This window comes from Cryobacterium ruanii (genome assembly GCF_004404055.1).
Classification (GTDB): Bacteria; Actinomycetota; Actinomycetes; order Actinomycetales; family Microbacteriaceae; genus Cryobacterium; species Cryobacterium ruanii.
Window position 1 is genome coordinate 50,845 of the sequence record NZ_SOHK01000012.1, and the last position, 24,510, is coordinate 75,354.

At 63.3% G+C, this 24,510-nt stretch carries 24 protein-coding genes and 1 tRNA gene; 13 read left to right on the forward strand and 12 right to left on the reverse strand.

The annotated features are described in order from the left end of the window. The first annotated feature begins 60 nt into the window (after positions 1-60). The 3 genes from E3T47_RS07390 (at position 61) to E3T47_RS07400 (ending at position 5,666) form a co-directional block, all read left to right on the forward strand. The gene (locus E3T47_RS07390; RefSeq protein WP_134555463.1) at positions 61-2,580 is read left to right on the forward strand and encodes an MMPL family transporter; all 2,520 of its coding nucleotides are present in this window, start codon (positions 61-63) and stop codon (positions 2,578-2,580) included. A 143-nt stretch (positions 2,581-2,723) separates the two neighbouring features. Continuing rightward, positions 2,724-3,044, forward strand: a complete 321-nt coding sequence (locus E3T47_RS07395) for a DUF2249 domain-containing protein (RefSeq protein ID WP_134555464.1) — start codon at positions 2,724-2,726, stop codon at positions 3,042-3,044. Positions 3,045-3,053: 9 nt separating this feature from the next. Continuing rightward, positions 3,054-5,666: a multicopper oxidase domain-containing protein gene (locus E3T47_RS07400; RefSeq protein ID WP_134555465.1), complete on the forward strand. Its 2,613-nt coding sequence runs from the start codon at positions 3,054-3,056 to the stop codon at positions 5,664-5,666. Between the two features lie 12 nt (positions 5,667-5,678). On the opposite strand, the gene E3T47_RS07405 is transcribed toward E3T47_RS07400, so the two are convergent. Then, a complete protein-coding gene (locus E3T47_RS07405; protein WP_134555466.1) occupies positions 5,679-7,199 on the reverse strand; it encodes a SulP family inorganic anion transporter in 1,521 nt (506 codons plus the stop codon). A 227-nt stretch (positions 7,200-7,426) separates the two neighbouring features. Between E3T47_RS07405 and E3T47_RS07410 the strand changes: the two genes are divergently transcribed. Both E3T47_RS07410 and E3T47_RS07415 read left to right on the forward strand, forming a co-directional pair. Continuing rightward, positions 7,427-7,789 (forward strand): MerR family transcriptional regulator, encoded by a 363-nt coding sequence (locus E3T47_RS07410; protein WP_134555650.1) that lies wholly within the window; start codon positions 7,427-7,429, stop codon positions 7,787-7,789. A gap of 114 nt (positions 7,790-7,903) precedes the next feature. Then, positions 7,904-8,473: a hypothetical protein gene (locus tag E3T47_RS07415; RefSeq protein WP_134555467.1), complete on the forward strand. Its 570-nt coding sequence runs from the start codon at positions 7,904-7,906 to the stop codon at positions 8,471-8,473. Positions 8,474-8,491: 18 nt separating this feature from the next. Here E3T47_RS07415 and E3T47_RS07420 read toward each other — a convergent pair whose 3' ends face one another. Beyond that, positions 8,492-8,905 carry a DUF1294 domain-containing protein gene (locus E3T47_RS07420; RefSeq protein ID WP_134555468.1) on the reverse strand — a complete coding sequence of 138 codons (414 nt, stop codon included), beginning with the start codon at positions 8,903-8,905 and terminating at the stop codon, positions 8,492-8,494. Positions 8,906-9,107: 202 nt separating this feature from the next. Here E3T47_RS07420 and E3T47_RS07425 point away from each other — a divergent pair, with 202 nt between their 5' ends. After that, on the forward strand, positions 9,108-10,526 hold the full coding sequence (locus E3T47_RS07425) for a glycosyltransferase family 2 protein (RefSeq protein WP_166805651.1): 1,419 nt from the start codon (positions 9,108-9,110) through the stop codon (positions 10,524-10,526). Next, positions 10,523-10,792, forward strand: coding sequence for a hypothetical protein (locus E3T47_RS07430; protein WP_241982056.1), 270 nt, complete (start codon positions 10,523-10,525; stop codon positions 10,790-10,792). The genes E3T47_RS07425 and E3T47_RS07430 overlap by 4 nt, the downstream gene beginning before the upstream one ends. A 77-nt stretch (positions 10,793-10,869) precedes the next feature. Here the strand turns inward: E3T47_RS07430 and E3T47_RS07435 are convergent, their stop codons facing one another. Further along, positions 10,870-11,607 carry a flavodoxin family protein gene (locus tag E3T47_RS07435; RefSeq protein WP_134555470.1) on the reverse strand — a complete coding sequence of 246 codons (738 nt, stop codon included), beginning with the start codon at positions 11,605-11,607 and terminating at the stop codon, positions 10,870-10,872. Next, positions 11,604-11,909, reverse strand: a complete 306-nt coding sequence (locus tag E3T47_RS07440; RefSeq protein WP_134555471.1) for a chaplin family protein — start codon at positions 11,907-11,909, stop codon at positions 11,604-11,606. The genes E3T47_RS07435 and E3T47_RS07440 overlap by 4 nt, the downstream gene beginning before the upstream one ends. Before the next feature lie 404 nt (positions 11,910-12,313). Between E3T47_RS07440 and E3T47_RS07445 the strand changes: the two genes are divergently transcribed. Then, positions 12,314-12,386, forward strand: a tRNA-Arg gene (locus tag E3T47_RS07445). 168 nt (positions 12,387-12,554) lie between these two features. Further along, positions 12,555-14,018, forward strand: a complete 1,464-nt coding sequence (locus tag E3T47_RS07450; RefSeq protein WP_134555472.1) for a cryptochrome/photolyase family protein — start codon at positions 12,555-12,557, stop codon at positions 14,016-14,018. A 14-nt stretch (positions 14,019-14,032) separates the two neighbouring features. Here the strand turns inward: E3T47_RS07450 and E3T47_RS07455 are convergent, their stop codons facing one another. From E3T47_RS07455 to upp, 4 genes are all read right to left on the reverse strand, one after another. After that, positions 14,033-14,731: an SDR family NAD(P)-dependent oxidoreductase gene (locus E3T47_RS07455; RefSeq protein ID WP_134555473.1), complete on the reverse strand. Its 699-nt coding sequence runs from the start codon at positions 14,729-14,731 to the stop codon at positions 14,033-14,035. 249 nt (positions 14,732-14,980) lie between these two features. Beyond that, entirely contained in the window at positions 14,981-15,442 is a 462-nt protein-coding gene (locus E3T47_RS07460; RefSeq protein WP_422386478.1) for a MarR family winged helix-turn-helix transcriptional regulator, read from the reverse strand. A 356-nt stretch (positions 15,443-15,798) separates the two neighbouring features. After that, positions 15,799-16,503, reverse strand: a complete 705-nt coding sequence (locus tag E3T47_RS07465) for a winged helix-turn-helix domain-containing protein (RefSeq protein ID WP_134555474.1) — start codon at positions 16,501-16,503, stop codon at positions 15,799-15,801. Between the two features lie 525 nt (positions 16,504-17,028). After that, the gene (upp, locus tag E3T47_RS07470) at positions 17,029-17,661 is read right to left on the reverse strand and encodes a uracil phosphoribosyltransferase (protein WP_134555475.1); all 633 of its coding nucleotides are present in this window, start codon (positions 17,659-17,661) and stop codon (positions 17,029-17,031) included. A 44-nt stretch (positions 17,662-17,705) separates the two neighbouring features. Here upp and tadA point away from each other — a divergent pair, with 44 nt between their 5' ends. After that, positions 17,706-18,182 (forward strand): tRNA adenosine(34) deaminase TadA, encoded by a 477-nt coding sequence (gene tadA, locus E3T47_RS07475; protein WP_206751334.1) that lies wholly within the window; start codon positions 17,706-17,708, stop codon positions 18,180-18,182. 3 nt (positions 18,183-18,185) lie between these two features. Here the strand turns inward: tadA and E3T47_RS07480 are convergent, their stop codons facing one another. Next, positions 18,186-19,148, reverse strand: a complete 963-nt coding sequence (locus E3T47_RS07480) for a cation diffusion facilitator family transporter (protein WP_134555476.1) — start codon at positions 19,146-19,148, stop codon at positions 18,186-18,188. Between the two features lie 95 nt (positions 19,149-19,243). Here E3T47_RS07480 and proC point away from each other — a divergent pair, with 95 nt between their 5' ends. Then, the gene (gene proC / locus E3T47_RS07485) at positions 19,244-20,092 is read left to right on the forward strand and encodes a pyrroline-5-carboxylate reductase (protein ID WP_134555477.1); all 849 of its coding nucleotides are present in this window, start codon (positions 19,244-19,246) and stop codon (positions 20,090-20,092) included. 41 nt (positions 20,093-20,133) lie between these two features. On the opposite strand, the gene E3T47_RS07490 is transcribed toward proC, so the two are convergent. From E3T47_RS07490 to E3T47_RS07500, 3 genes are all read right to left on the reverse strand, one after another. Beyond that, positions 20,134-21,513: a MinD/ParA family ATP-binding protein gene (locus tag E3T47_RS07490; protein ID WP_134555478.1), complete on the reverse strand. Its 1,380-nt coding sequence runs from the start codon at positions 21,511-21,513 to the stop codon at positions 20,134-20,136. A 114-nt stretch (positions 21,514-21,627) separates the two neighbouring features. Further along, positions 21,628-22,299, reverse strand: coding sequence for a potassium channel family protein (locus tag E3T47_RS07495; RefSeq protein WP_134555479.1), 672 nt, complete (start codon positions 22,297-22,299; stop codon positions 21,628-21,630). Continuing rightward, on the reverse strand, positions 22,292-23,683 hold the full coding sequence (locus tag E3T47_RS07500; protein WP_134555654.1) for a TrkH family potassium uptake protein: 1,392 nt from the start codon (positions 23,681-23,683) through the stop codon (positions 22,292-22,294). The genes E3T47_RS07495 and E3T47_RS07500 overlap by 8 nt, the downstream gene beginning before the upstream one ends. Positions 23,684-23,827: 144 nt before the next feature. Here E3T47_RS07500 and E3T47_RS07505 point away from each other — a divergent pair, with 144 nt between their 5' ends. Together E3T47_RS07505 and E3T47_RS07510 are read left to right on the forward strand one after the other, a co-directional pair. Next, positions 23,828-24,295, forward strand: a complete 468-nt coding sequence (locus E3T47_RS07505) for an ArsR/SmtB family transcription factor (protein ID WP_134555480.1) — start codon at positions 23,828-23,830, stop codon at positions 24,293-24,295. A gap of 109 nt (positions 24,296-24,404) precedes the next feature. Further along, a complete protein-coding gene (locus tag E3T47_RS07510; protein WP_003792170.1) occupies positions 24,405-24,503 on the forward strand; it encodes a 30S ribosomal protein bS22 in 99 nt (32 codons plus the stop codon). The last annotated feature ends 7 nt before the right edge of the window (positions 24,504-24,510 follow it).

The following is a 24,510-nucleotide window of genomic DNA, read 5'->3' on the forward strand; positions in this document are numbered from 1 at the left end:
GCGAGACGCCACAACGGTCGCTCGACCACTCACCCCTCCCCAAAGAAAGAACCTGAGAATATGGCATCGCTCCTCTACCGGATCGGGCGGTTCTCCGCCCGCCGAGCCTGGCCGGTCATCGTTGCGTGGATGGTCATTCTTGGCCTCGCGGTCGGTGCCTTCTCTGTCTTCGGCGGAACACTCACTTCGTCCGTCAGTATCCCGGGCACCGCCACTCAGGAGGTCAGTGACGAGCTCGCTGAGAAGTTCCCTTCGGCCAGCGGTGGGCGTGGCACCGTTTTCTTCACTACAACGGATGACTCCGCCCTCACCGACGCGCAGAGGACCGCAATCGGTGACCTGCTCATGCGCACTGTCGATCTGGACAGTGTGAAATCGGCGACGAACCCGTTCGATACCCAGGCTCAGATCGATGCTCAGTCCCAGCAGGTCGTGGACGGCCGACAAAAGATCATCGACGCAACGGCCCAGCTCGACGCGGGACAGGTGCAGATCGACACGGCCACGACCTCGGCCACGGCAGGACAGACGCAGCTCGATGCCAGCCGCACGCAGGCCGAGGCCGCGGGGCAACTCGCCGCCGCCCAGCCGACCCTCAATGCCCAGCAAGCACAGCTCGATGCGGGGCGGACGACGATTGCGAAGCAGCAGGTCACCCTGGACGCGAGCCGCACGCAACTCGAAACCCAGAGCGCCACGCTTGAACAGGGAGCCGACCTGCTTGACCTGGCTGCGAGCATTCGTCAAGTATCGTCCGACGAGACCACCGCTGTCGCGAGCGTGCAGTTCGACACGTCGCTCAATCTGGTGCCGGCCGAGGCGAAGGAAGCCGTTGTCGCGGAGATGAACGACGCCGGGATCGACGGCGTCACGGCTGAGGTCTCCAACGACATTGCCTCTACCATTCCCGAGATCCTCGGCCCGGGAGAGATCGGCGGCGTGATCGTTGCGGCGATCGTGCTGTGGGTCATGCTGGGAACCCTGATCGGCGCGGGACTGCCGTTGTTGAACGCGCTTATCGGCGTGGGCGTCGGTGTGCTCGCTTCCCTCGCACTGTCCGGATCCGTCGAGATGCTCTCCGTCACCCCGGTTCTGGGAGTGATGCTCGGACTCGCGGTCGGCATTGACTACTCGCTCTTCATTCTCAACCGGCATCGCACCCAGCTGAGCCATGGTCTGCCCCTGCAGGAGTCGATCGGGCTGGCGAACGGCACCTCCGGAAACGCGGTCGTGTTCGCCGGTGCCACGGTGCTCATCGCCCTGCTTGCCCTCAATCTCACCGGCATCCCCTTTCTAGGGCTTATGGGCACGGTTGGTGCCGTCTGCGTCCTCGTCGCGATTCTCATTGCGATCACCCTGACGCCAGCGGTGTTGGGCCTGGTCGGCACGAAGATTCTCACGAAGAAGGCCCGCGCCAAGGTCGGCCACGCCAGCAACTCGGCCCGCGTGCCGGTCAAGCCGATGAACACCGTGCGCGCCGTCGTCACCGTGGTCGTTGGCATCGTCGTGCTGCTCATCGTGGCCATCCCTGCGCTCTCGATGCGCCTCGGACTCCCCGCGGGCTCGTCCGAACCGCTGGGCTCGAGCGCCTACAACGCCTACAAACTCGCCGACGACAAATTCGGCGCTGGAGTAAACGGCCCGCTGCTCGTCGTCGCCGATCTCGAGACAGCCATCACGGAGGACGACCTGCTCGCCGAGCAGGTGCGCATCGGAACCGCACTTCGGGCGACGAATGATGTCGTCGCCGTCGCGCCGATCGGAGCATCCGACGATGACCTGCTGCTCGCCTTCCAGGTTATTCCGGCAGAAGGGCCGACCAGCGAATCGACCGAGCAACTCGTGCGTGACCTGCGCGGGCTTGAAATTGACGGTGTCGCATCCCTCGGTGTCGCCGGCAACGCGTCGGGAAACATCGATGTGAGCGAAAAACTTGCCGCGGCGCTCCCGCTGTACCTTCTCGTTGTCGTGGGACTCTCGCTGATCATCCTGATCTTCGTGTTTCGCTCGATCCTCGTGCCGATCACCGCGACACTGGGTTTTGTGCTGTCACTGTTCGCGTCCTTCGGAGCGATCACGGCGGTCTTCCAGTGGGGCTGGCTCGGGGCTGTGTTCGGCATCCATGACCCTGGGCCGATCTTGAGCTTCCTGCCCATTCTCGTCGTGGGCGTGCTGTTCGGACTGGCGATGGACTACCAACTGTTCTTGGTGAGCGGCATGCGCGAATCATACGTGCATGGCGCGTCGGCGCGCCTCGCCGTGCAGCGCGGGGTGCACGCCGGGCACACGGTGGTTATTGCCGCGGCGCTCATCATGGCTTCGGTCTTCTCCGGCTTCATCTTCTCGAACTCGGTGATGATCCAGTCGATTGGTTTTGGGCTCGCCGGTGGCGTACTGCTCGACGCGTTCGTGGTGCGGCTACTGATCATTCCGGCCGTGATGCACTTGCTCGGTGACGCGGCCTGGTGGCTGCCGAAATGGCTCGATCGCATCCTGCCCAACGTGGATGTGGAGGGCGCGTCGCTCGAGCGGGCGCACCCGGTGGCCTTTCCCGAGCGCGGACCAACACCGGTCGCTTAACCCGTCGCAAGAGTGGGTGAACGGCGGCTTCAGCAAGTGCGAAGCAACCGTTCACCCACTTTTGTGCGGGCGCGAGTCTATTAAACGTAATAAAGTGCTCTAAAATAGAAGTGTTGTTGTTCGCACCGAACCGAGGAGACACCATGACCGCCGAGCCGATCCGTATCATTCCCGGGCCGACTACCCACCCGCACGAGCCCGCCACGGCGACGTGTACCTGTGGCCACGACGACAGCGAAGCAATCGTTCTCGACGGCCGCACCATCCCGCACGCCATCCGTCACGCCACGATCTTCGGCGCGCTGGGCGCGATCCAGCCCGGAATATCACTCGACCTCAAGGTCTCGCACGACCCGCTCCCGCTGCTCGCCCAGCTCGAGCGAAACCACCCCAACACCTTCAGCATCAGCTACCTCGAAAGTGGTCCCGACGTATGGACCCTGCGCCTGACCCGTATCGCCTAGCCGTCCCTCATGAAACCCAGCCTCAAACGCCGGCTGTGGCATCAGATCACCGGCATGCTCGTGCCCGTCTGGCTGATCCTCGGGATCGTCAGCATCGTGCTCTATCGGGCATCGTCCTTCGGGCCCTGGCTCATGGTTCACCTGCTGCTGCTCGGCGCAGTCTCGACCGCGATCCTGGTCTGGAGTCAGCACTTCGCCGACAGCCTGCTGAAAAGCACGGCCCCGGGCGGTCGGTACTGGCTGGGCATCCGACTGACCGTGCACACGATCGGCGCGGCGATGGTGATGATCGGAATCATCGGGGCCTGGTGGCATGTTGTTCTCACCGGAGGAATCCTGGTCGGGCTTAACGCCGTCCTGCACGCCACAATCCTCGTTCGGCAGATGCGCGGCGCACTCCCGGCCCGGTTCGCGCCGTTGGTGCGCTATTACATTGCTGCGGCCGGATGCCTCGTGGTTGGAGTCACTCTCGGAATCTTGATGGCCCATCCCGGCAGCGCGGCGGCGGGTGACTATTACGCGCGGCTGTACATCGCGCATATCGGTCTGAATCTGCTCGGCTGGGTGGGGCTGACCGTCATCGGTACCGTCGCCCTGCTGCTCCCGACCGTGCTGCACTCCCATATCCTGTCGACTACACGGGCAGCCGCACGTTTCACCCTGCCGATTCTTCTGGCCGGCCTGGTGGTTCTGGGCACTAGCGCCTACGCCGACTCACGAGTTATCACTGCGGCGGGTGTGCTCATCTACCTGGTCGGTCTTGCCAAAGTGCTTGGGGAGCTGGCCGGTCATCTTCGCCGTTCGCCCGCGGTCAGCTACGCCGGGTGGAGTATCACCGCGGCCGTCGCCTGGTTCGCGCTGTGCGCCCTCGGTTTTGCCGTCGTCGTTGTCGCCGCTACCAGCTGGGCGGACGCCGCGGCCGGTCTCAAAGCGCTCGTGCCGTACTTCGCGGTCGGCTTCAGCGGCCAGATCATGATCGGTGCGCTGAGCTTTCTCATTCCGGTCGTGCTTGGCGGGGGACCGCGGGCGTCCAAGGAAACCGCGCACGAACTCGATCGTGCCGGGCTGTTCCGAGTGGGCGTCGTCAATGGCGCCCTCGTTCTGACCCTTCTGCCGATGCCCGACCTCGTCACCGCCGCGCTCTGGGTGGTTATCCTCACGACCCTCGCCGCGTTCATCGTTTTGATGGTGCGGGCGCTGCGCATCAATCGGAAGACCCGCACTCCTTTGGGAGTGGGGCTTCCGCTCCTGGTCCGCGATGGCGCGGCGGATCCCGCGCCGCAGCCGCACTCTCGCACCGGCATGCTCGTCGCGGCTGCGGCGACCCTGGCTCTGACCCTCGCCATCGGTGTTGCCCTCGAGCCCGCCGGCACGACCCTCGCCTCCGGAGCGACCGGCCACACGACGATGGTCGATGTCACGATGATCGACACCCGGTTCAGCCCCGACACGATCGATGTTCCGGTCGGCGACACCCTGGTGCTCACCCTCACGAACAACGACGGCATGCTGCACGACCTCGTCTTCGACAGCGGAGTGGATTCCGGATCGGTCGATCCCCAAACAACGATGACTGTCGACGTCGGGCTGATCGATGCCGACCTCAGCGGCTGGTGCTCGCTTGGTGGCCACCGGCTGCTCGGAATGGTGCTGACCGTCAACGCGATCGGTGCGCACCCGTCCGCGGCTGCCGATTCGCAAGCAGACGCGATGCACAGCGACGCGTCAGTATCCGCTGCCGACGACATCGACCCGATGCGCGAGCCGGAGAGCGACTTCGTCGCGCGCGATGCGCGACTGGCGCCTGCAGCATCCACTGCCGTGCACAGGAGCACGATGACCGTGAGCAATACCGAATCCGAGGTGGCGCCGGGCGTCACACAGATGCTGTGGACCTACAACAAAACGGCACCGGGGCCGACGTTGCGCGGCACGGTCGGCGACGTCTTTGAGATCACCTTCGTCAACGCGGGCACTATCGGCCATTCCCTCGACTTTCACGCCGGTTCCCTCGCCCCGGACAAGCCGATGCAGACCATCGACCCCGGCGAGGAACTCACCTACCGGTTTACCGCGACGCGGTCGGGAATCTGGATGTATCACTGCTCGACGATGCCCATGTCGGCCCACATCGCGAACGGCATGTTCGGTGCGGTCATCATCGACCCGCCAGGGCTGGCCGCCGTCGACCAGGAATATGTGCTGATCCAGTCGGAGTTCTATCTTGGACAGCAGGGCGAGGAAGGCGACGCGGAGAAGGTGCAGACCCAGTCGCCCGACCTGCTCACCTTCAATGGCTACGCGAACCAGTATGTTGCGGCGCCGCTGACCGCGACCGTCGGTGAGAAGGTGCGCGTCTGGCTGCTCGACGCCGGCCCCAACTCGAGCAGTTCTTTTCACGTGGTCGGTGGCCAGTTCGACACGGTGTTCTCGGAGGGCGAGTACCTTCTGCGGGGCGGCGGCAGCACCGGAACGGGCGGGGCGCAGACGCTCCCGCTCGCACCCGCCCAGGGCGGCTTCGTCGAGCTCACCTTTACCGAAGCCGGTACCTACCCGTTCGTGAGCCACGTGATGTCGGATGCGGAGAAGGGCGCGCGCGGGCTGATCCTCGTCACCGACTGAAAGAGCGGATGCCTAGTGCCCGCCGCCGAGTTTACCGGCGAGGCGGGTGTGCAGTTCGTGGCTCGCCTCGTTGAGCCCCTCGATGACGACGTGCTTGGCGTGCCGCTCATACTTGTGGGTGATGGCGTCGAGGGTGGCGACGGTCGAAGCGTCCCAGATGTGTGACGCCGACAGGTCGATGACGATGCGGTCGGGGTCGTCCGCATACTCGAACTGAGTCATCAGATCGTTGCTCGAGGCGAAGAACAGTGCCCCGGTCACCGTGTAAAAGGCGGTCGGCACTGACTGTTCTAGTTCGACGGTGCGTTCCACTCGGGCCAGGTGGGCGACGCGGCGTGCGAAGGCGACCATCGCCACGATCACGCCGACCACGACGCCGATGGCGAGATTGTGGGTGAGAACGATGGCGATAACCGTGGCGACCATGACGGTGGTCTCGCTCTTGGGCATCCGTTTGAGGGTCGAGAAGCGGATGCTGTGCCAGTCGAAGGTGAGATACGACACGATGATCATCACCGCGACCAGTGCGGCCATGGGTACGACGGCGAGCACGTCGCCGAGGCCCAACACCAAAACGAGCAGGAAGACGCCGGCGAGGAAGGTGGAGATGCGGGTTCGGGCGCCGGAAGCCTTGACGTTGATCATGGTCTGGCCGATCATGGCGCAGCCGCCCATGCCGCCGAACAGGCCGCTCATGATGTTGGCGACGCCCTGGCCCCAAGTCTCGCGGGTTTTGTTGGAGTGGGTGTCGGTGATTTCGTCGACGAATTTTGCGGTCATGAGCGACTCGAGGATTCCGACGAGGGCCATTCCGAGGGCGTATGGGGCAATAATCGTAAAGGTGTTCCAGTTGAGCGGAATATTGGGGAAGAACAGTTCGGGCAGGCTCTGGGGCAGCTCGCCTTGGTCGCCGATGGTCGGCACGTTGATGGCGATCAGCACGGTCGCGACGGTCAGGACGACGATCGCCACGAGCGGCGCGGGAACCACCTTGGTGATGCGCGGCATGACCACCATGATGATCAGCCCGGCGGCGACGAGCGGGTAGACCATAAAGGGCACGTCGAGCAGTTGCGGGAGTTGGGACGTGAAGATGAGAATCGCCAGGGCGTTGACGAAACCGACCATGACGCTGCGCGGAATGAAGCGCATGAGTTTAGCGACGCCGACCAGGCTGAGCACGATCTGGAACACCCCAGCGAGGATGACGGTGGCGATGAAGTACTCCATGCCGTAGTCGCGGGCGACCGGGGCGATGACGAGCGCGACGGCGCCGGTCGCGGCGGTGATCATGGCGGGGCGGCCGCCGACGAAGGCGATGGTCACGGCCATCACGAACGACGAGAACAGGCCGACGCGAGGGTCGACGCCGGCGATGATCGAGAAGGCGATCGCCTCGGGGATGAGGGCCATGGCCACGACGAGGCCGGCGAGCATCTCTCGGGTGAGCAGGCGTGGCGTGCGCAGCGCGGTGAGAACCGAGGGTTCCGCTTTGTACCTGCTGGTCGTGGTCGAGTTTCGAACAATGGCCATGAGGCCTCCAGAAGCTGGGCCGACGGTGCGGCCAAAGTGGATTCAGAAGAGTTGGGTGGGCGCCGCGGTGCGCACCTCCACCGGTCAACGAGGACAACGGTGGGAGAGTGGGCTTACAGATGAATGTCAGCCGACGTCTACAACACTACCCTAACGTTAGGGTAGATTGTGGCTGAGAGAAAGAAGGATTCCCGGTGACACCAGGCGCGACAGATTCCGCGGTCACGATGCACATCGGCGAACTTGCCGAGAAGACCGGGCTGTCGCTGCGCACGATTCGGCACTACGACGAAGTTGGCCTGCTGAAGGCATCTGCTCGCACCGCGGGCGGGTTTCGGCTCTACTTGCCCGAGGACTTCACTCGGCTCATGCTCATTCGCCGCATGAAACCCCTTGGCTTCACCCTCGACGAGATGACGGGGCTGCTCGCCGTCATCGACACGCGACAAGCCGGTCAAGCGGATGCCGACAGCCTCGAGACGAGGCGGCAACTGGATGCCTTCATCGCTGAGACCATTGCGCGACGCCAGAAGCTCGAGGACCAGCTAGGCATGGCCGATGAATTCCTCTCGCTGCTCCGCGCGCAGTAGCAAACGGAATCACCGATAAAATAAGACGCACCTGCACGAGGAAGTGGTGGCGCAATTATTTGGAACCGGTCTCGGCGTCGTGCTGACGCTCACGCGCACGTCAGTGAACCCGACGTGAACGCTGAGCTGCCCGACCTCGAGCGCACGGTCGATGAAGGCCTGCTCATCGCGTTGTCGGCCGTGCGGATGGCCGTGAAGAACGACATTATCGTCGGAGCGCTGCGGGAGCACTTCGACTACGACTCCGCGCGGTATGCCGACAACGCCCGCAACGAGCTGAATCGGCTGGCTCGGCAAAACGAAGAGTATTCCAGACGCGTGAATCGAATGAGCCGAGACCTCGCAGCGATGAAGTGGCGGCTGAGTCTTACCGATGACCAACGCCACGATCTCAAGCAGTTCGCCCTCAGGGTTCGCGTGCACGAGCGATTGACGCTCGCCCTCGACGCCGTAGCCGACGACAATGATCAGGTGGCGCGGATCGTGGCGAGTGCGCAACGATCCGCTAGCGAAGAGGTCAGCTCAGCGGTGTCGTCGAAACTCATCGAATTGGCCGTCGACCAGCGCGAGCCCGACTACGCCGAACATCGCAGCGAACGCCTGGAAGCCTTCGTGCTCATCAACCTCGCTCTTTTGCAGGCCAAGCACGATGCGGCGACCGGCCCCGAGTTCAACGAGTATTGAATCCCTCGAGTCCTGCAGTCAAAGAGCACTGAGATCGGTGAACGCCTGGGCGACTAATCTGTCGAATGTCGGCGTGCTCAATAGGGCGAAGAGCATGACATTGACGATGACCGTGGTCCAGAATTCCTTCCGGAAACTTCTCTTTTGGGTCTTGTGTCGCAATACCTGCTGCGCCACGATCGCGCCCGGCCAGCCGCCGACGAAGCCCCAGAACAACAGAGTGCGCTCCGAAATTCGCCAACCGGCGAACCTCGCTCTGCGCTTATCAATTGCGTACAGGGCAAAACAGATCAGGCTTGTGACGAGGTAAAGTCCGACCACCCAGAGCGGTCGGGGCCAGTACACCGCACCGACCAGGTAGAGCACGGCAAACAGAGCGATTGCCAGGTAACTGGCACGGCCCGACGCACTGCGGGAGCGGCCGATGATCATGACCCCATGGTAGGTGAGTCCGACAGCGCACCGTCGTCTCATTCGGATCGGACTCTCACCTCGCGGTTTGTCGAATCAACGGCGAATGAGAACTGTGGAGGTTGAGGTATTCTGCCGCGGTGCCAAACTGACCGCTTGCCGAAAAAAAATCCACAGTCAATCGACAGGCCCATTCAATACAGTGCCCATTATGGGGCTTCAGATGAGTCGTTCGGTGGGTCTACTCGTTGCTGCGTTGGCCAGCGGTGCAGCGACCGTGCTCTGGGTGGCCGTCGCCTCAGACCGGCCCACAGCGGGAAATGCGATCGACCAGGTGATGTTCTTCGTCTGGACCCTTCTCTATGCTTTGGATATCCCCGCCCCCCGAGTATTGCTGGCAGCCGTGTGCCTGGCGATTTTCTTTGCAGTAGGCGTTGCTCTCATCGAATACCGGGTCACCAACAAGTCCCGAAAATCGTCGGACTTCCGCACGGCCCCACTCGCGCCGAAAATCGTGATGGCAGCCACGCGAGGTATTTTCGCCGGTCCGGTCACCATCACCGTGTTGATTCCCGCCCACAACGAGGAAGCGTCACTGTCGGCTACCCTCCGCTCGCTCCTGTCGCAGTCCCACCGGCCCGAGCGCGTGATTGTCATCGCCGATAATTGCACCGACGGCACTGTGGCCGTGGCTCTTCGTAACGGAGTCGAAGTCTATGAGTCCATGGGTAACACGGAAAAGAAGGCCGGCGCCTTGAACCAGATTCTCGCGCGCATATTGCCGGGCCAAGGTGACAACGACATCGTCATGATTGTCGATGCCGACACCACCCTGGACGCTGGTTTTCTTGCGGCGGGGGTCGCTCGTTTCACCAGTGACCGTGCACTGATGGCGATTGGCGGACTGTTTTATGGTGAACCGGGCGCCGGGCTGCTCGGCCAGATGCAGCGCAACGAGTACGTGCGCTACTCCGCGCAGATCAAGCGCCGTCGCGGAATGGTGTTCGTTCTCACGGGAACCGCATCGATGTTCCGGCCTCGCGCCCTGATGGAGGTCGCGAGCAGTCGTGGTTCTGCCCTCCCCGGGAACCCCGGTGATGTGTACGATACCCGGGCGCTCACCGAGGACAACGAGCTCACGATCGCCCTGAAATCCCTCGGAGCGCTCATTATTTCGCCGTCCGAGTGCACCGTGGTCACCGAGGTCATGCCGACGCTGCGCACCCTGTGGGTGCAACGTCTGCGCTGGCAGCGCGGTGCCCTAGAAAATATCGGCGCCTACGGCATCACGCCGTCCACCCTTCGGTATTGGGCCCAACAACTCGGCATCGGATACAGCGTGATCGCCCTCACGACTTTTCTTTTTCTTATTGCCCTGACGCTGTTCTCAATAAGCGCCTGGGTTTGGTTCCCCTTCTGGCTCGGCATCGGTACCGTCTTCACCATTGAACGCGTGGTCTCCGTCTGGAGGGGTGGCTGGGCGGCCCGCGTGCTCGCTGTCACGGTGATTCCGGAGCTTCTGTTCGACATGTACCTCAATGCCGTCTTCGTGAAGGGAATCATCGATATCACGCGCGGGCGGAAAGGAAGCTGGGGTCATGTGGAGCAGAGGAACACCGCGCGCTCGGCGAAGACCCAATGACCACCATGATGCTGGCACCGGTGGGTATCCTGCTTCCGGAGTCGGTGCTGTACTCCGACTTCTTTGCCAACCTCGCGACATTTGTGGCGATCAACACGGTGATGTACGCGGTGCTCGCGATTGGCAAGATCCTGCCGAGACTGTACCTCAGCGATCTCATGCCCGGCCAGCGTCGCCGCCATGAAACCCGGAGCATCTACCCCGAGACCAATCCGGATACGGTTCCGATGCGACGACAGAGTGAGGAACCAGAATCCATTACGTAGTGAAGGGCTGCAGCGCGGGAGTTATCAAATGATCGATTGTCGCAAAGTCCCCGATCTGTGCAATCGTGCTCCTGGGACTACCGATATTCCGGGTTGGGTTGAAATCCAAAGCGTTCGCCGCGATCCCAGTCCTCGCGCACGTTGCCGAACGCCGGAAGGCCGCCATTCTTCTTCAGGATTGAGGCGAGGTGCATGAGGTTCCAGCTCATGAAGGTCGTGTTGCGGTTGGTGAAATCGTTTTGTGTGCCGCCCGATCCCTCGTCGAGGTAGCTAGGGCCGGGTCCTATCTCGCCGATCCAGCCGGCATCAGCAGCGGGCGGAATGGAATAGCCGATGTGCTGCAGGCTGTAGAGCAGGTTCGACGTGCAGTGCTTCAGACCGTCTTCGTTGCCGGTAATAATTGCCCCGCCGACCTTGCCGTAGAAAATGTACTGGCCCTTATCGTTAAATTCGCCCGAGTGGGCGTAGAGCCGTTCCACGATTCGTTTGGTTACCGAGCCGTTGTCGCCGAGCCAGATCGGACCTGCCAACACGAGAATATCGGCGGATTGCACCGTCGAAAACAGCGACGGCCAGGCATCCGCTTGCCAGCCGTGTTCGGTCATGTCGGGGTAGACGCCGGTGGCGATGTCATGGTCGATGGCGCGAATGAGGTCGACCTGAACCCCCTGCTCCCGCATGATCCGGGCGCTGAGGTCAACGATTCCTTGGGTATTACTGATCTCCGGGCTGCGTTTAAGGGTGCAATTGATGAAGACGGCATGCAGGTCTGAGTAGTCGAAGGATTCTCGTTCTGGGCTAATTGTCTCGTTCACCCCGTTAGTAAATCACCCGACTGCAAGCGATAACAGGGGGTTGATTTTGCCGGCGGGGGCGCGCCGCTGCCGATGCCGGTTGTGGTGGGTGCGAGGCCCAGCGGGGCAGCGTCGAGCGCGGTCGGTGCGGCCGGTGCGGCCGTTGTGTCCTGACGAGCCGACGAATCGCCCAGCACGCTGATGGTGTTTCCGCTCAGGGCGACGGGAGCGGCCACGTCACTGACGACCTGGGTGCCCGAGGCGATTCCGTCGGATCCGGACGTACTGGGTGCCTCGGCGGCTCTGGCCGCGAAGATGCCGATGAGCGAGAAGCCCCCGACGAGAGTAGCTCAGCAGAGGCCCTCTTTAATGAATGCATTCACGGTGGTGCTCCAAAACGAGTGATGGTGTGCTCCCAGAGGGGAGACCTCGACAACGGTTCCGACCAAGGCCAGCCGCAGGGCAGACCCAGGCGGCAGAGAAGTCGATTCCGTCATTAGGCACCCCCGTCCTTTGTGGGTATTAACTGAATTTCAGGTCGACACGTTTTCCCGATTAGCGCCATCGAAACGCCGTCATTCCCAGAGATCCCTTTCCGCGCCGAGCGCGCCGCCCAGCACATTCCGCCGCCGACGTTCTGGTCGCACACGCCGCGGCGCGCGGGGGTCCCGATAGCTGGTATAGTTTTCAAGTTGTCTCCGAGCGTCAAAGTTCGGAAGATCGACATGCGCTCGTAGCTCAACGGATAGAGCATCTGACTACGGATCAGAAGGTTGGGGGTTCGAATCCCTTCGGGCGCACAGTAAGCCCCGTCCGACAGCCGTCGGACGGGGCTTTTTACTTGCCAGCTTGCCAGCTTGCCAGCCAGCCGAGTCAGCCGAGCCAGCCGAACCGGTCGTTACGTGCGCTGGAGATAGCCTTTGTGCCGTTATGGCCGTTGGACGCGCGCGGTCCGTAGACTCTGCAGTATGCATCTTCCGCGTCTCCTATTCGCCGACCAGCTCGGTCCTCACTACGATGACGGCGGCCCGATCGTGCTGGTCGAAGCCACTGCCGTGCTGGGACGTCGCACGTACCACCGGGCCAAGGCGCACCTCATCCTGAGCGCACTGCGCCATCGAGCGCGCGAGTTGGGCGACCGCGTCGAGTTTCTGCACGCGGAGCACTATCGGGACGTGCTCGACGGTCGTGAGCTCGAGGTGATCAACCCCACCTCGTGGGGCGCGCGGGCGCTGGTTGCCGAGCTCGGGGCATCCGTTCTGCCGAGTCGAGGCTTCGTGACGAGCGAGCAGGACTTCGCCGGTTGGGCCGACGGCCGGCCCGCCTCCCGACTCGTGATGGAGAAGTTCTACCGACACGTGCGCACGACCACCGGCATACTCATGCGTGGCCCGGAGCCGGAGGGTGGGCGCTTCAACTTCGATCATGACAATCGACAGCCGCCCCCGAAGAACGCGGTCGGCCTCGGCCTGCCCGACCCGTGGGCTCCCGTCGAAGACGACATCGACGCGGAGGTGCGTCGAGATCTCGACCGCCTCGTCGCGGAGGGCCGCGTGCACCTGATTGGACAGGATGGCCCCCGCCGGTTCGCTGCCACCCGCGCGGAAGCGCTCGCAGCGCTCGACGATTTCATCGAGACGCGGCTGTCAGACTTCGGGCCGTTCGAGGACGCCTCGCTCATCGGTGACAGCACGATGGCGCACTCACGGCTGAGCGTCCCGCTCAACCTGGGCCTTCTGCATCCGCGGGAAGTCATCGACGCTGTCGTGGCGGCGTATCACGCCGGTCAGGTACCGCTGCCCAGCGCCGAGGCCGTGGTGCGCCAGATCATGGGCTGGCGGGATTGGGTCTGGCACCTGTACTGGCACCTCGGCGAGAACTACGTCGCCGAAAGCAACTTTCTCGCTGCCCACGAGCCGCTTCCACCGGCGTTTCTGGAGTTGGATGGTGGCGCCGTCGAAGCCCGGTGCGTGAGTCACGTGCTCGATGAGGTGTCCCGCACCGGGTGGGCGCATCACATCCAGCGGCTCATGATTCTGGGCAACTGGTCGTTGCAGCGCGGGTACGAGCCGTCCGCCCTGTCGGATTGGTTCATCAATGCCTTCGTCGACGGAACACCCTGGGTCATGCCGGCCAATGTGGTGGGCATGTCCCAGCATGCCGACGGCGGCATCGTCGCGACGAAACCCTACGCCTCCGGCGGTGCCTACATTTCGAAGATGACCGACTTCTGTGGCGGTTGCCGGTTCAACCCGAAGATCAGGCTGGGTCCGGAGGCGTGCCCGTTCACTGCCGGATACTGGGCATTTCTGGATCGCGTGGAGCCACTTATCCGAGGTAATCACCGAATGGCACAGCCGCTCGCCGGCCTGAGGCGGCTGGTGGATCGCGAAGAGGTCGTCGCTCAGGAGCGGGAGCGCACCTCCTGGTAGGTGAAGCCGGTTCGTTACGAGGCGAAGGCCGTGCTCGGCAGGTCGCGTTCGTCTGCGACGATCGCGTCGACGATTCGGCGGGCGACATCCGTTGGGCGATACCCGGCGGGCAGCCGCGGTGCGACGCCCTGGATGGGCCGTGTGGCCAGGCCAGTTTCGGTGTGGCCGGGGCGGGCATCCAAAAAGCGGATGCCGTCCCGCCGCATTTCACGCCCGGCTGCTTTCGCAAAGGCTGCGAGTGCGGCCTTTGATGCCGAATAGGCTGCCATGTTCGCGGTCGGACTCTCGCTCACGACGCCGCTAAGCGTCAGGAAGAATGGGTCTCGGTGGGCCGACGACGATTCGACCAGCGCGGGATAGGCGGCACGGAGCAGGCGCATGGGGGCTGTCGCGTTCACCGCCATCAGGGTGTCGATCGTTTCGTCCGAAACCTGAACCACGGGCCCGAATGCCACGAGTCCGGCCGTGTTGACAATGCCGTCGATGCGCCCGTGAGCGGCGAGGGCCGCTGCTACGAGCTGCGCGGCCGTCTCCGGATCACGCAGGTCACCAGTGACCCTGGCTGCTGCGATGCCCAGATCGGCCAAGCGTTCCGGGGTGCGTCCGTGCAGGGTGAGCAGGGCGCCTTCCGCGCTCAGAATTTGCGCGATTTCACGGCCGAGGCCCCCGGTGGCGCCGACGATGAGAATAGAGGAACCGGTGAGCAAAGTCATGCCCTCAGCGTAGGCCGGATGCTGGGGTGTTGCCAAGGATTGGCTTTCCACCCCCAAGCTGGGCTAACATCAGCAAAAGTGAGCCAAGTTCACTTGTTCGTATTCGCTTTGATTCCCTAGATCCGATACGTGATTACGCCCGAGTTTCTCACCGGGCAATGTTCGGGCGCCCGGTGAGGAAGGCATTCCTGCGAGGGACTGCCTCGGTGGGACGAGGGGTAGGGCCCTCGTTCCATCGCCCCATCTTGGCTACGCGCGGGGCGGTGAGTCGATGCCCGGGCAGTCATCACGCAGTTTGTCGCACAGAATTGTCAGCTGTTGCAGCTCGGTTTCGCTGAGGGTTTCGCCGATGCGCTCGGCAATCGAACCCATGTGGTCAACGGCGACCCGTCGGAACAGGGCGAGCCCGGCATACGTCAGCTCGACAATGGCACCGCGCCCGTCGGTCGGGTCGGTCTGCTTGAGCAGGTATCCGCGAGAGACGAGCCGGTCGACCAGTCGGCTCACGCTTGGTTGGGTCAGTAGCACGTGCTGGTTGAGCTCGCGCAAGCGGATGCGCCGGTCCGGTTGCCGAGACAGGTTGAACATCACGTCGTACTCGTTGAGGGAAATCTCTTTCGACGGAAAATTAGCCGCAAGACTGCGCATGATGGCGACCTGCGCTCGAAAAAGCGATTCCCACGCGCCCACCGCGACCGTTCGATCCACCACCTGCGGCTCCCTGCCTCAATCCTTCGAGTTGTTCTCCAAGGATAGAGACTCCGGGAGGCTGGCGGGCACCGCGTGCGAAGGTGGGCCACATCCACTCGGGGGGCCGCATCCACTCGTGGGGGCAACGGTCAGGGGCTTGGCATAAAACTCGCAGGTGATTTTCTTGACGAAAGGTGGCGCCCGTTACCTATTCGTTATATATTTTAGATGCGTCAACCGTTTGCTGTGGCGGAAGACGTGAAATGTGATTGCAGGACACTCTTGGTGCAAGGGAAGAGGGTCAGTCGTAGCCTCTGCGACTGGCCCTCAATCACGTATAACGACACCATCCGCAGTGATTTCACCGTCGGTGCGGGCTAGAACAGGTCGGGACTCGGCGTGGTGGACTGGCGGATCGCGACGTCAGCGTGACGATCGAAACGGTAGCCGACACCGCGCACCGTGCGCACGATATCTTCGTAGCGGCCGAGCTTGGAGCGCAGGCGACGAACGTGCACGTCGATGGTGCGTTCGTTCGGGGTGTCTTCTTCGTCGGCGGAGTTCCACAGCGATGAGATGATCTCGGCACGGTCGATGGTGCGACCTTCGCGCAGCACGAGGTACTGCAGCAGCTCGAACTCCTTGTAGGTCAGCGCGGCGGTCTCGTTGTCGAGAATGACGCGCTTGCGGGAGATGTCCACGACGACGCCGCTGCGGGCTCGGTCCAGTTCCTCGGGCTCGGCGCGGTGCGCGGCCAGGGCGGCCGGGTCCTGCAGAGCCAGGCGCACGACGTCGACGTCGCGTCCGCCGGCGCCTTCAGGAGCGAGGGCAACGGCGGCGTAGGTTTCGGCCGAAGGGGCGATGTCGATAGCGAGGGCCTTGAGCGCCTCAACGATCCGATTCAGGCTGGTACCGGCTGCGGCCGCCTTGGCCTCGTCGATGCCGACGTAGAGCACGAAGCCGCGCGCCTCGGTGCCGGTCGGCACGGCGCGAATGCGCGGGGCTGCCAGTGGCGGGGCCAGGGTGAGATCGGGGCGGTTGAACGGTGCGGGGCGAGTGGCGTGGATGTGTGCGAGTGACATGAGAGGTCCTTGACTGTTCGATCGAAAGGAGCCCGACGGATGCGCGAAAGCGCGATGTCCATACGTGGAGGCTCCGAATGGCCCACTGGGCCGGAGGGCGAATGCTTTAAGCAAGCACTTAGCGCGTCGGCCTGACGTTCATGAAATGAGTCAAGCAGGGACGCAGGGGAAGGTCTCGGTTAGCGGCACATTCGGCAACAGCGGATGGCGGGGGTGCCGGCCATCATCATGGCGGCAGTCCCGGGGGCCTCGAGGGAGGTCAGGGGGCGTGCGCTGGTTGTCATAACTGCGAGTAAAGCGGAATGTGACGCCGTGTGTCAATTTGACGTTGCGGTAAGACGCCGGAAGACGTGCAACACGTTCGCGGGACAGTGCCCGTTTAGGCGATTCCGTGCACGATCACGTCCTTATCAAATCTTCCTTGCCGAAATCGGCAAATATCAAAGATTATTGATGTGAACCCGGTCTGGCATGTTGCCGGTCGCAGGACCTGCATGCGCCAGCCGGGTTCGGTGGATCAGTTCGTCAGACCAGGCCGTAGAGGCGATCGCCGGCATCGCCGAGGCCGGGCACGATGTAGCCCTGCTCGTTGAGTTTCTCGTCGACGGCGCCCAGCACGATGGTCACCTCGCGGCCGGCGAGGGCTTTCTCGACGGCGGCAAGGCCCTCCGGGGCCGCCAGGATGCAGATGGCGGTCACATCAACCGCACCGCGGTCGAACAGAAAGTTGATGGCGGCAATGAGTGACCCGCCGGTGGCGAGCATCGGGTCGAGCACAAAGCACTGCCGGTCCGACAGGTCGTCGGGCAGGCGTTCAGCGTAGGTCGTGGGCTGAAGCGTCTCTTCGTTGCGGGCCATGCCGAGAAAGCCGACCTCGGCGGTCGGCAGCAGTTTCACCATGCCTTCGAGCATGCCGAGCCCGGCGCGCAAAATCGGTACGACGAGCGGCTTCGGATGGCTGATGCGCACGCCCGGGGCGGCCGACACGGGAGTCTGCACGGTGACCGCCTCCACGCGCACTCCCCGCGTGCCCTCGTAGGCGAGCAGAGTCATGAGCTCCTCGACCAGCGATCTGAACACCGGCGACGGCGTGTCCTTATCGCGAAGCACGGTGAGCTTGTGCGTGATGAGCGGGTGGTCGGCAACATGGACTCGCATAGGCTCAATTCTACTATTGGCATTCCCACGGCTAGAGGTGACAGATGCGCGCACGAGATCAGCACACTGAGTGGATGCTGCTCGCCCTGGCCGAGGCGCGCGCGGCCCTCGCCTCCGACGACGTTCCGGTCGGCGCCGTCATCGTCGATGCTGCCGGCTACGTGATCGGCCGGGGCCGGAACGAGCGGGAACTGCACCAGGATCCGACCCTGCACGCAGAGGTCGTGGCCATCCGGCAGGCCGCCGCGCACACCGGCGACTGGCACTTGATCGGCTGCACCCTGATCGTCACCCTCGAACCCTGCGTCATGTGCGCCGGCGCTATCCTCGCCGCACGGGTGCCCACGGTCGTGTTCGGCGCCTGGGACGAGAAGGCCGGAGCGGCCGGATCGGTCTACGACGTGCTGCGCGACCGTCGGCTCAACCATCGGGTCGAGGTCTTTGCCGACGTCAATGCGCACGCGTGCAGCGAGATCCTGCGGGAGTTTTTCAACGATCCCGCCCGCCGAGCCAGCCGCTGAGGTCTATTCCCGCCCCTTGATCACGAAGGTGTCGGTCGGGGGATCAGCCAGGTTCGGGTCGAAGAAGATATCGGGCTCGAGGTAGATCGTTCGAGCGAGCGGTACCGCGGCGCGAATGCGAGTTTCGACGGCATTGATGTCCGTGGCGATATCGGCAAAGCGGTGCTCGCCGTCGAAGGCGAGCTTGGCGCCGACCAGAATCTCATCCGGGCCGAGGTAGAGCGTCTTGAGGTGAATGATGCGTTTAGTCTCGGGGCCATTCAGAATGGCAGTCTTGATGGCGTCGAGGTCTTTCTTGCTCGCGCCCTCACCGACGAGCAGGCTCTTGGTTTCGATGCCGAGAATGATCGCGACGAGCACCAGAAGCACACCGATTGCGAGCGTACCGACGGCGTCCCAGATCGGCTCATCCGTGATGACGGCCAAGCCGACGCCAACGAAGGCGAAGGTAAGGCCGGTGAGGGCCGCCACGTCTTCGAGCAGCACGACCGGCAGCTCGGGGGCCTTCGCATGTCGAATGAACTGCACCCAAGTCTGGTTTCCTCGCACATGGTTGGACTCTTTGATCGCGGTCCGCAGGGAAAAACTTTCCAGCACCATCGCGATGGCGAGCACCAGAATCGGCAGCCAAGCGTTTTCGAGCGGATGCGGATGCTGCAGCTTATCGAAGCCCTCATAGAGCGAGAACACCCCGCCGATCGAGAACAGAATGATCGAGACCACGAAGGCGTAGACATAGCGTTCGCGCCCATAGCCGAACGGATGCTCCAGGTCGGCCCGCTTCTTCGCCTTACGACCACCCAGCAGCAGGAGCAGCTGGTTGCCGGCATCCGCGACCGAGTGCACCGCCTCGGCGAGCATCGAGGACGAGCCGGAAAATGCCCAGGCTACGAACTTGGTCACTGCGATGCCCAGATTAGCCGCGAATGCCGCCACGATTGCCTTGTTTCCGCCCGATGCGCTCATGAAAGCATCTTAGAACCGTGTGCCAGCGCACGTCCCAGGCTGCGTCGAGTTGGCCGTTCAGGGCGGTCCGACGGCGGAAAAAGTAGACTGGTCGGATGACTTCTCTTCAGAATGTGACGCTGCCCACGATCGCCTTCCTCGGCGCCGGATCGATGGCCCGCGCCATTCTGGCCGGCCTGCTCAAGCCGGGCGTGACCGTGGACGGCGGCATTCGTGTGACCAACCGCACAGCGGTGAAGGCGGCAGAGCTGGCCGACACCGAGGGCGTCACCGCCTACGCGACCGAGGTTGACGCTGACGCCAACCTCAAGGCTGTCGATGGCGCCCAAATCGTCATTATCGCCGTCAAGCCTTACATGGTGGCCGATCTGCTCGGCGAAATCGGAGCCTCCCTCGCACCGGGCACGCTGGTCTTGAGCGTCGCGGCCGGAGTCACGATCGACACCTTCGAGTCGCTGCTGCCCGATTCTGTGCACGTTGTTCGCACCATGCCAAACACCCCCGCCGTCGTAGGCATGGCCGTCACCGGCATCAGTGCCGGCACCCGGTCGAGTGAGGCCGACCTGGCGCTCACCAGCGCGCTGTTTGCGACCGTCGGCGACGTGCTGGTCGTGCCCGAGAGCAAACTCGACGCCCTCAGCACCATTTCCGGCTCCGGCCCGGCCTACGTGTTCTACCTGATTGAACAGCTCACCGAAACGGCCTGTAGCAAGGGCTTCACCCGCGAAGAAGCGGCCATCATGGTCAACGGCACCTTCCTCGGCGCGAGCGCTCTCCTCGCCGTGTCCGACAAATCGCCGAGCGAGCTGCGGCGCCAGGTGACGAGCCCGGCCGGCACGACGGAGCGTGCCATCTGGGAGCTGGAAAAGGGTGGGCTGAAAGAGCTCTTCGACACCGCAACGGATGCCGCCCTCGCGCGCGCCCGGGAACTGGCCGCTTCGTAAAGTGACCTGGCAGCCCTGCGCGCGTTACAGCCCTGCGCGCATTAGAGCCCTTCGGCGATGGCGGCCGTCGCCTGCAGCCACGCGGCTCGGGTGCGCGGTGCCAGGGCGTCGACGTTGAGCGGGCCGCCACCGACCAGTGAGGCGTCGTAGGGAACATCGACGACCGTGCGGGTGAGTTGGCGAAAATGGTCGTGCAGGCGTTTGGAGAGCTGCTCGTCGGCGGTTTTCGACGGTGAGGCGAGCACGGTGACCGCCTGGGCGACCTTGTCGGCGTGACCTTTCTGCCTCAAACCGTCGATCAGCGACGCCGCACCGTAACCGGTGTCCTCGCGAATGGTCGACACGATCACGAGCTGGTCGGCGGTATCGACGGCCGCTTCCCAGTTGCTGGCCCTCATGTTGTTGCCGGTGTCGATGACCAAGACCCGGTAAAAACGGCTCAGCGTCGTGTGGAGTTTGCGAAAGGCGTCGTCGTCGATACTCGCGGCGCCGGCCGGGTCGAGGTCGGAAGCGAGCGCGTCGAACTGGGCATCGCCCTGCGAGCGCACATAATTGTCGAGGTCGCCCACTCGGGAGCGGGCATCGCCAAATCGGTCGAGGTCGCGCAGTAGATCCACGGCAGTGTTGGTGTGCCGGGCGGCCTGCGCACGCACACCCAGCGTGCCCATGGTCTCGTTGTTGTCCCAAGCGAGCGTGTAGCCGCCGCGATAGATGCCGAACGTGGCAGCGATGAGCAGGGTGGCCGTCGTCTTGTGCGCTCCCCCCTTGGGGTTGAGCACCACGATGGTGCGCGGGCCGTTCAGGCTGCGCTGCACGGCCGCGATGGCGGTGCGCTGCTCGCGCTCGGTCGAACTCGGCGCGGGTGAGACCAGGCCGCCACTGAGACGGCGCAGCACGCCCTGCCAGCCCTGCTCGGCCGGTCCGGCGGGCGCCGGCGGCCGCGAGCTGAGAAAGTCGGCCAGGTTGGGAGCGACGGGTGCTGTCGGAGAGGGGGCCGCGGCATCCGGTGTGGGTGTCACTAAGGACTCGAACGCGGCGCTGGCCGGCGCCGCGACGGGTGGCTGCATCAGCGTGGCAAACGGTGTCGGCGACTCGATGGGGGTCGCGACGGGGAGGGGCACGGTGCTCGTCTTCTGGCGGTTCGCGACCACGACCGGCCCGGCCGATTCGACCCGCCCGTTGGGGTGAACGGTCAGCGGCCAATTGCCTTGCTCGTCGCTGACCTGCAGCAGAACGGATTGCCCACGAATGCGTGCAGACGCGACCACGAGGCCGATGATCTCCTCACGAACACCGGCCTCATCGTTGCCGGTGACGCGGAGCCTGGAGCCGTCAATGGTCACCTCGCCGGTCGTGTCGGTCTGGACCGCAGCGACGATGTCGGCCGTGGTGTTGGCGAGAGCGGGCACATCGGGTGACATGGGAGAGCCTTTCCGTCCACGCACACGTCGCCAGCGCGCAGCCACGGGTGAGCTGCGGCGAGAAATGTCCGTAGTAGGAGAATAGCCGGTCGACTCCCCCAAATAGGGGGAACGCTACGATCCGAGCGCGGCGAACCGTTCAATATCGGCCTCGGTACCCGACACGATGATGAGGTCGTGGTTGGAGACGACCGTCTCCGCGGTTGCGTAGGTGAACGGCTTTCCGGGGCTCTTGACGCCCACGACGGTGACGTTGTATTTGCGGCGCACCGCGGAATCAACCAGGTTGAGGCCGCGAATGGGCCTAGGCGGGTACATCTTCACTAGGGCAAAATCGTCGTCGAACTCGATGAAGTCGAGCATCCGACCCGATACCAGGTGGGCGACTCGCTCGCCAGCCTCCGCCTCCGGGTAGATGACGTGGTTGGCGCCAATGCGTTCAAGAATTTTACCGTGCGATTTGGAGATCGCTTTGGCCCAGATCTGCTGAATCTTCAGGTCGACCAGGTTGGCGACGATCAGCACGCTGGCTTCCACCGACGAGCCGACGGCGCAGACAGCAATCGAGAAGTCCTGCGCGCCGATTTGCTGCAGAGCCTCGAGCGAACGGCCATCCGATTGAACGGCGTGCGTCACCCGCTCCGACCACTTCGATACGAGGGCCTCGCTGGTATCGACGACGAGTACCTCGCGGCCCAGTCGGTCGAGCTGGCCAGCGGTGGCGGCGCCGAACCTTCCGAGCCCGATGATGAGCACGGGGGCGTCGTGTTTGATGCGATCAACCAACGATGGGTCTCTCTTCCGGGCGTTTGAACAATTGCCTGCTATGGCTTGCGGCCAGGGCTGCTGCGAGAGTCACTGTACCAACCCGGCCCATGAACATCGTTGCCGCCATGACGTAGACACCTTCCGGAGGCAGCTCGCCGGTTAGTCCGGTCGATAAACCACAGGTGGCGAACGCGCTGATCACGTCGAAGAGCACCAGGTCGAATGGCTGCTTGGAGATGTGCAGAATTAGTATGCTGGCCACCGCGACGGTGGTGGCACCCCACAATACGACGCTGACCGACAGGCGCAGGATATCGCTAGGAATGCGGCGGCCGAACGCCTCCATCTCCTGCTTACCGCGAGCTTCGGCGAAGGCGGCGAGAAAGAGGATGGCCAGGGTCGTGACCTTGATACCGCCGGCGGTCGATGCCGACCCGCCACCGATGAACATGAGCATGTCGCTGAGCAGCAGGCTCGACCCATTCAGTTCACTTACATCGATTGTCGCGAAACCGCCGGAGCGGGTCATCACTGACATGAACAGCGATTGGAAGATCGTGTCGCCGGCATTTAGTGTCCCGAAGGTTTTCGGATTATCGAATTCGAGGAGGACATAGAAGATCATTCCGACAATGAGCAGGGCGATCGTCGTGACCAGAGTGAGCTTGACATGAACCGACCAGCGCCGCGGCTTGCGCCAGCCGCGGGCGAAGGCATAGATCACTGGAAAACCGAGACTGCCGAGAAATACGCCGATCATAAGTGCGCTGAGAAACCAATAATCACTGGCGAACTGGTCGAGCCCACCTACGTTCGGGCTGAAACCGGTGTTGGTGAATGCCATCGCGGCGTAGTAAAAGCTGTGCCAGACCGCTTCGCCGAGGTCCACGCCGGCCTGCAGCATTCGCGGGAAGAGCAGCGCGGCCACTCCGACCTCGATAACGAGTGCGCTGATCGCTACGGTCAGGAGCAGGCTGCCAACCTCGCCGAGCCGCACGGTCTGGCCCTCGTTGACCGGGCCAGCATGAATGCGGGACGGGTTGGAATCGCTTGCGGCCATCAGCTTGGCTCGCAACCCGAGCCGGCGAGAGATCACCAGCCCCATCAATGATGCGAGCGTCAGCACGCCGATGCCACCGATATTCACACCGACGAACACAAGGATGTTGCCAAATGGCGACCAGTGGGTGGCCATGTCGACCGTGGCCAGGCCGGTGACGCAGATGACCGAGACGGCCGTGAACACGGCATCGTGCAGCGGCGTGATCGTGCGATCCGCCGAGGCGATCGGCAGCGAGAACAACACGGTGAACACCAGGATGAGCGCGGAGAAGACCAGGATGGCGAACCGCGATGGCGACTTGTGGGCGAGCGAATCGATCCCATCCCGGATTCGCACCAGGACGGATATCGGCCGCGGAAAAAATGGTTCAGTTCCGGTTTTCGGCAACACCTGGAACCCTCGATTGACCTGCAATTTCCATCAATTCGTTATGGTACTACCCATCGGTGGTTATTAGACAGCAGTAATGACTACCCTGAGGTTATGGCAGATATCTTCACCGTGATCGCGGATTCGGCGCGACGGGACATCTTGCGCATCCTTTTGGAGCGCGCTGTTCCCGTCGCGGAAATTCGTGGCTCGTCCGGTGAATTCCGCCGCGAACTGAGCGTGTCCGACATCGTCGGCCACCTCGGGCTGAGTCAGCCCACCGTTTCCAAACACCTCAAGGTGTTGCGCGAAGCCGGTCTGGTCACCGCGCGTGAAGACGGGCAGCACCGCTTTTACCGGCTCGAGTATTCGCCGCTCGAAGAGATCGAGGATTGGTTGATCCCGTTCCTCAGCGTCGACTTCAACCAGGCTGTCAAGGGCTCCGAGCTGGAGGCCGATGCCGGCTTGAAAGACGAGCAGCGTGCCTTCGCCTCGGCGATCGGCAAGGCGTTCGCCGAAGCCTCGCAAATGTCGCATGTGGTGAAAGATGCCACCGCGAAAAAGTGGCGCAGAAACGGCTAGATCAGGTTCGATCCGGCCGCTGAGTAGTTGCAGCCGGTTTTGTCCGGTAGAATGATATTTTCGTGTCAGTCGCGGGCCCCGCGACTAAACCAATACTTGTGAGGTCCGTGTGGGTTCTGTAATTAAGAAGCGACGCAAGCGTATGGCGAAGAAGAAGCACCGCAAGCTGCTTCGCAAGACTCGCCACCAGCGTCGCAACAAGAAGTAGATCGTTC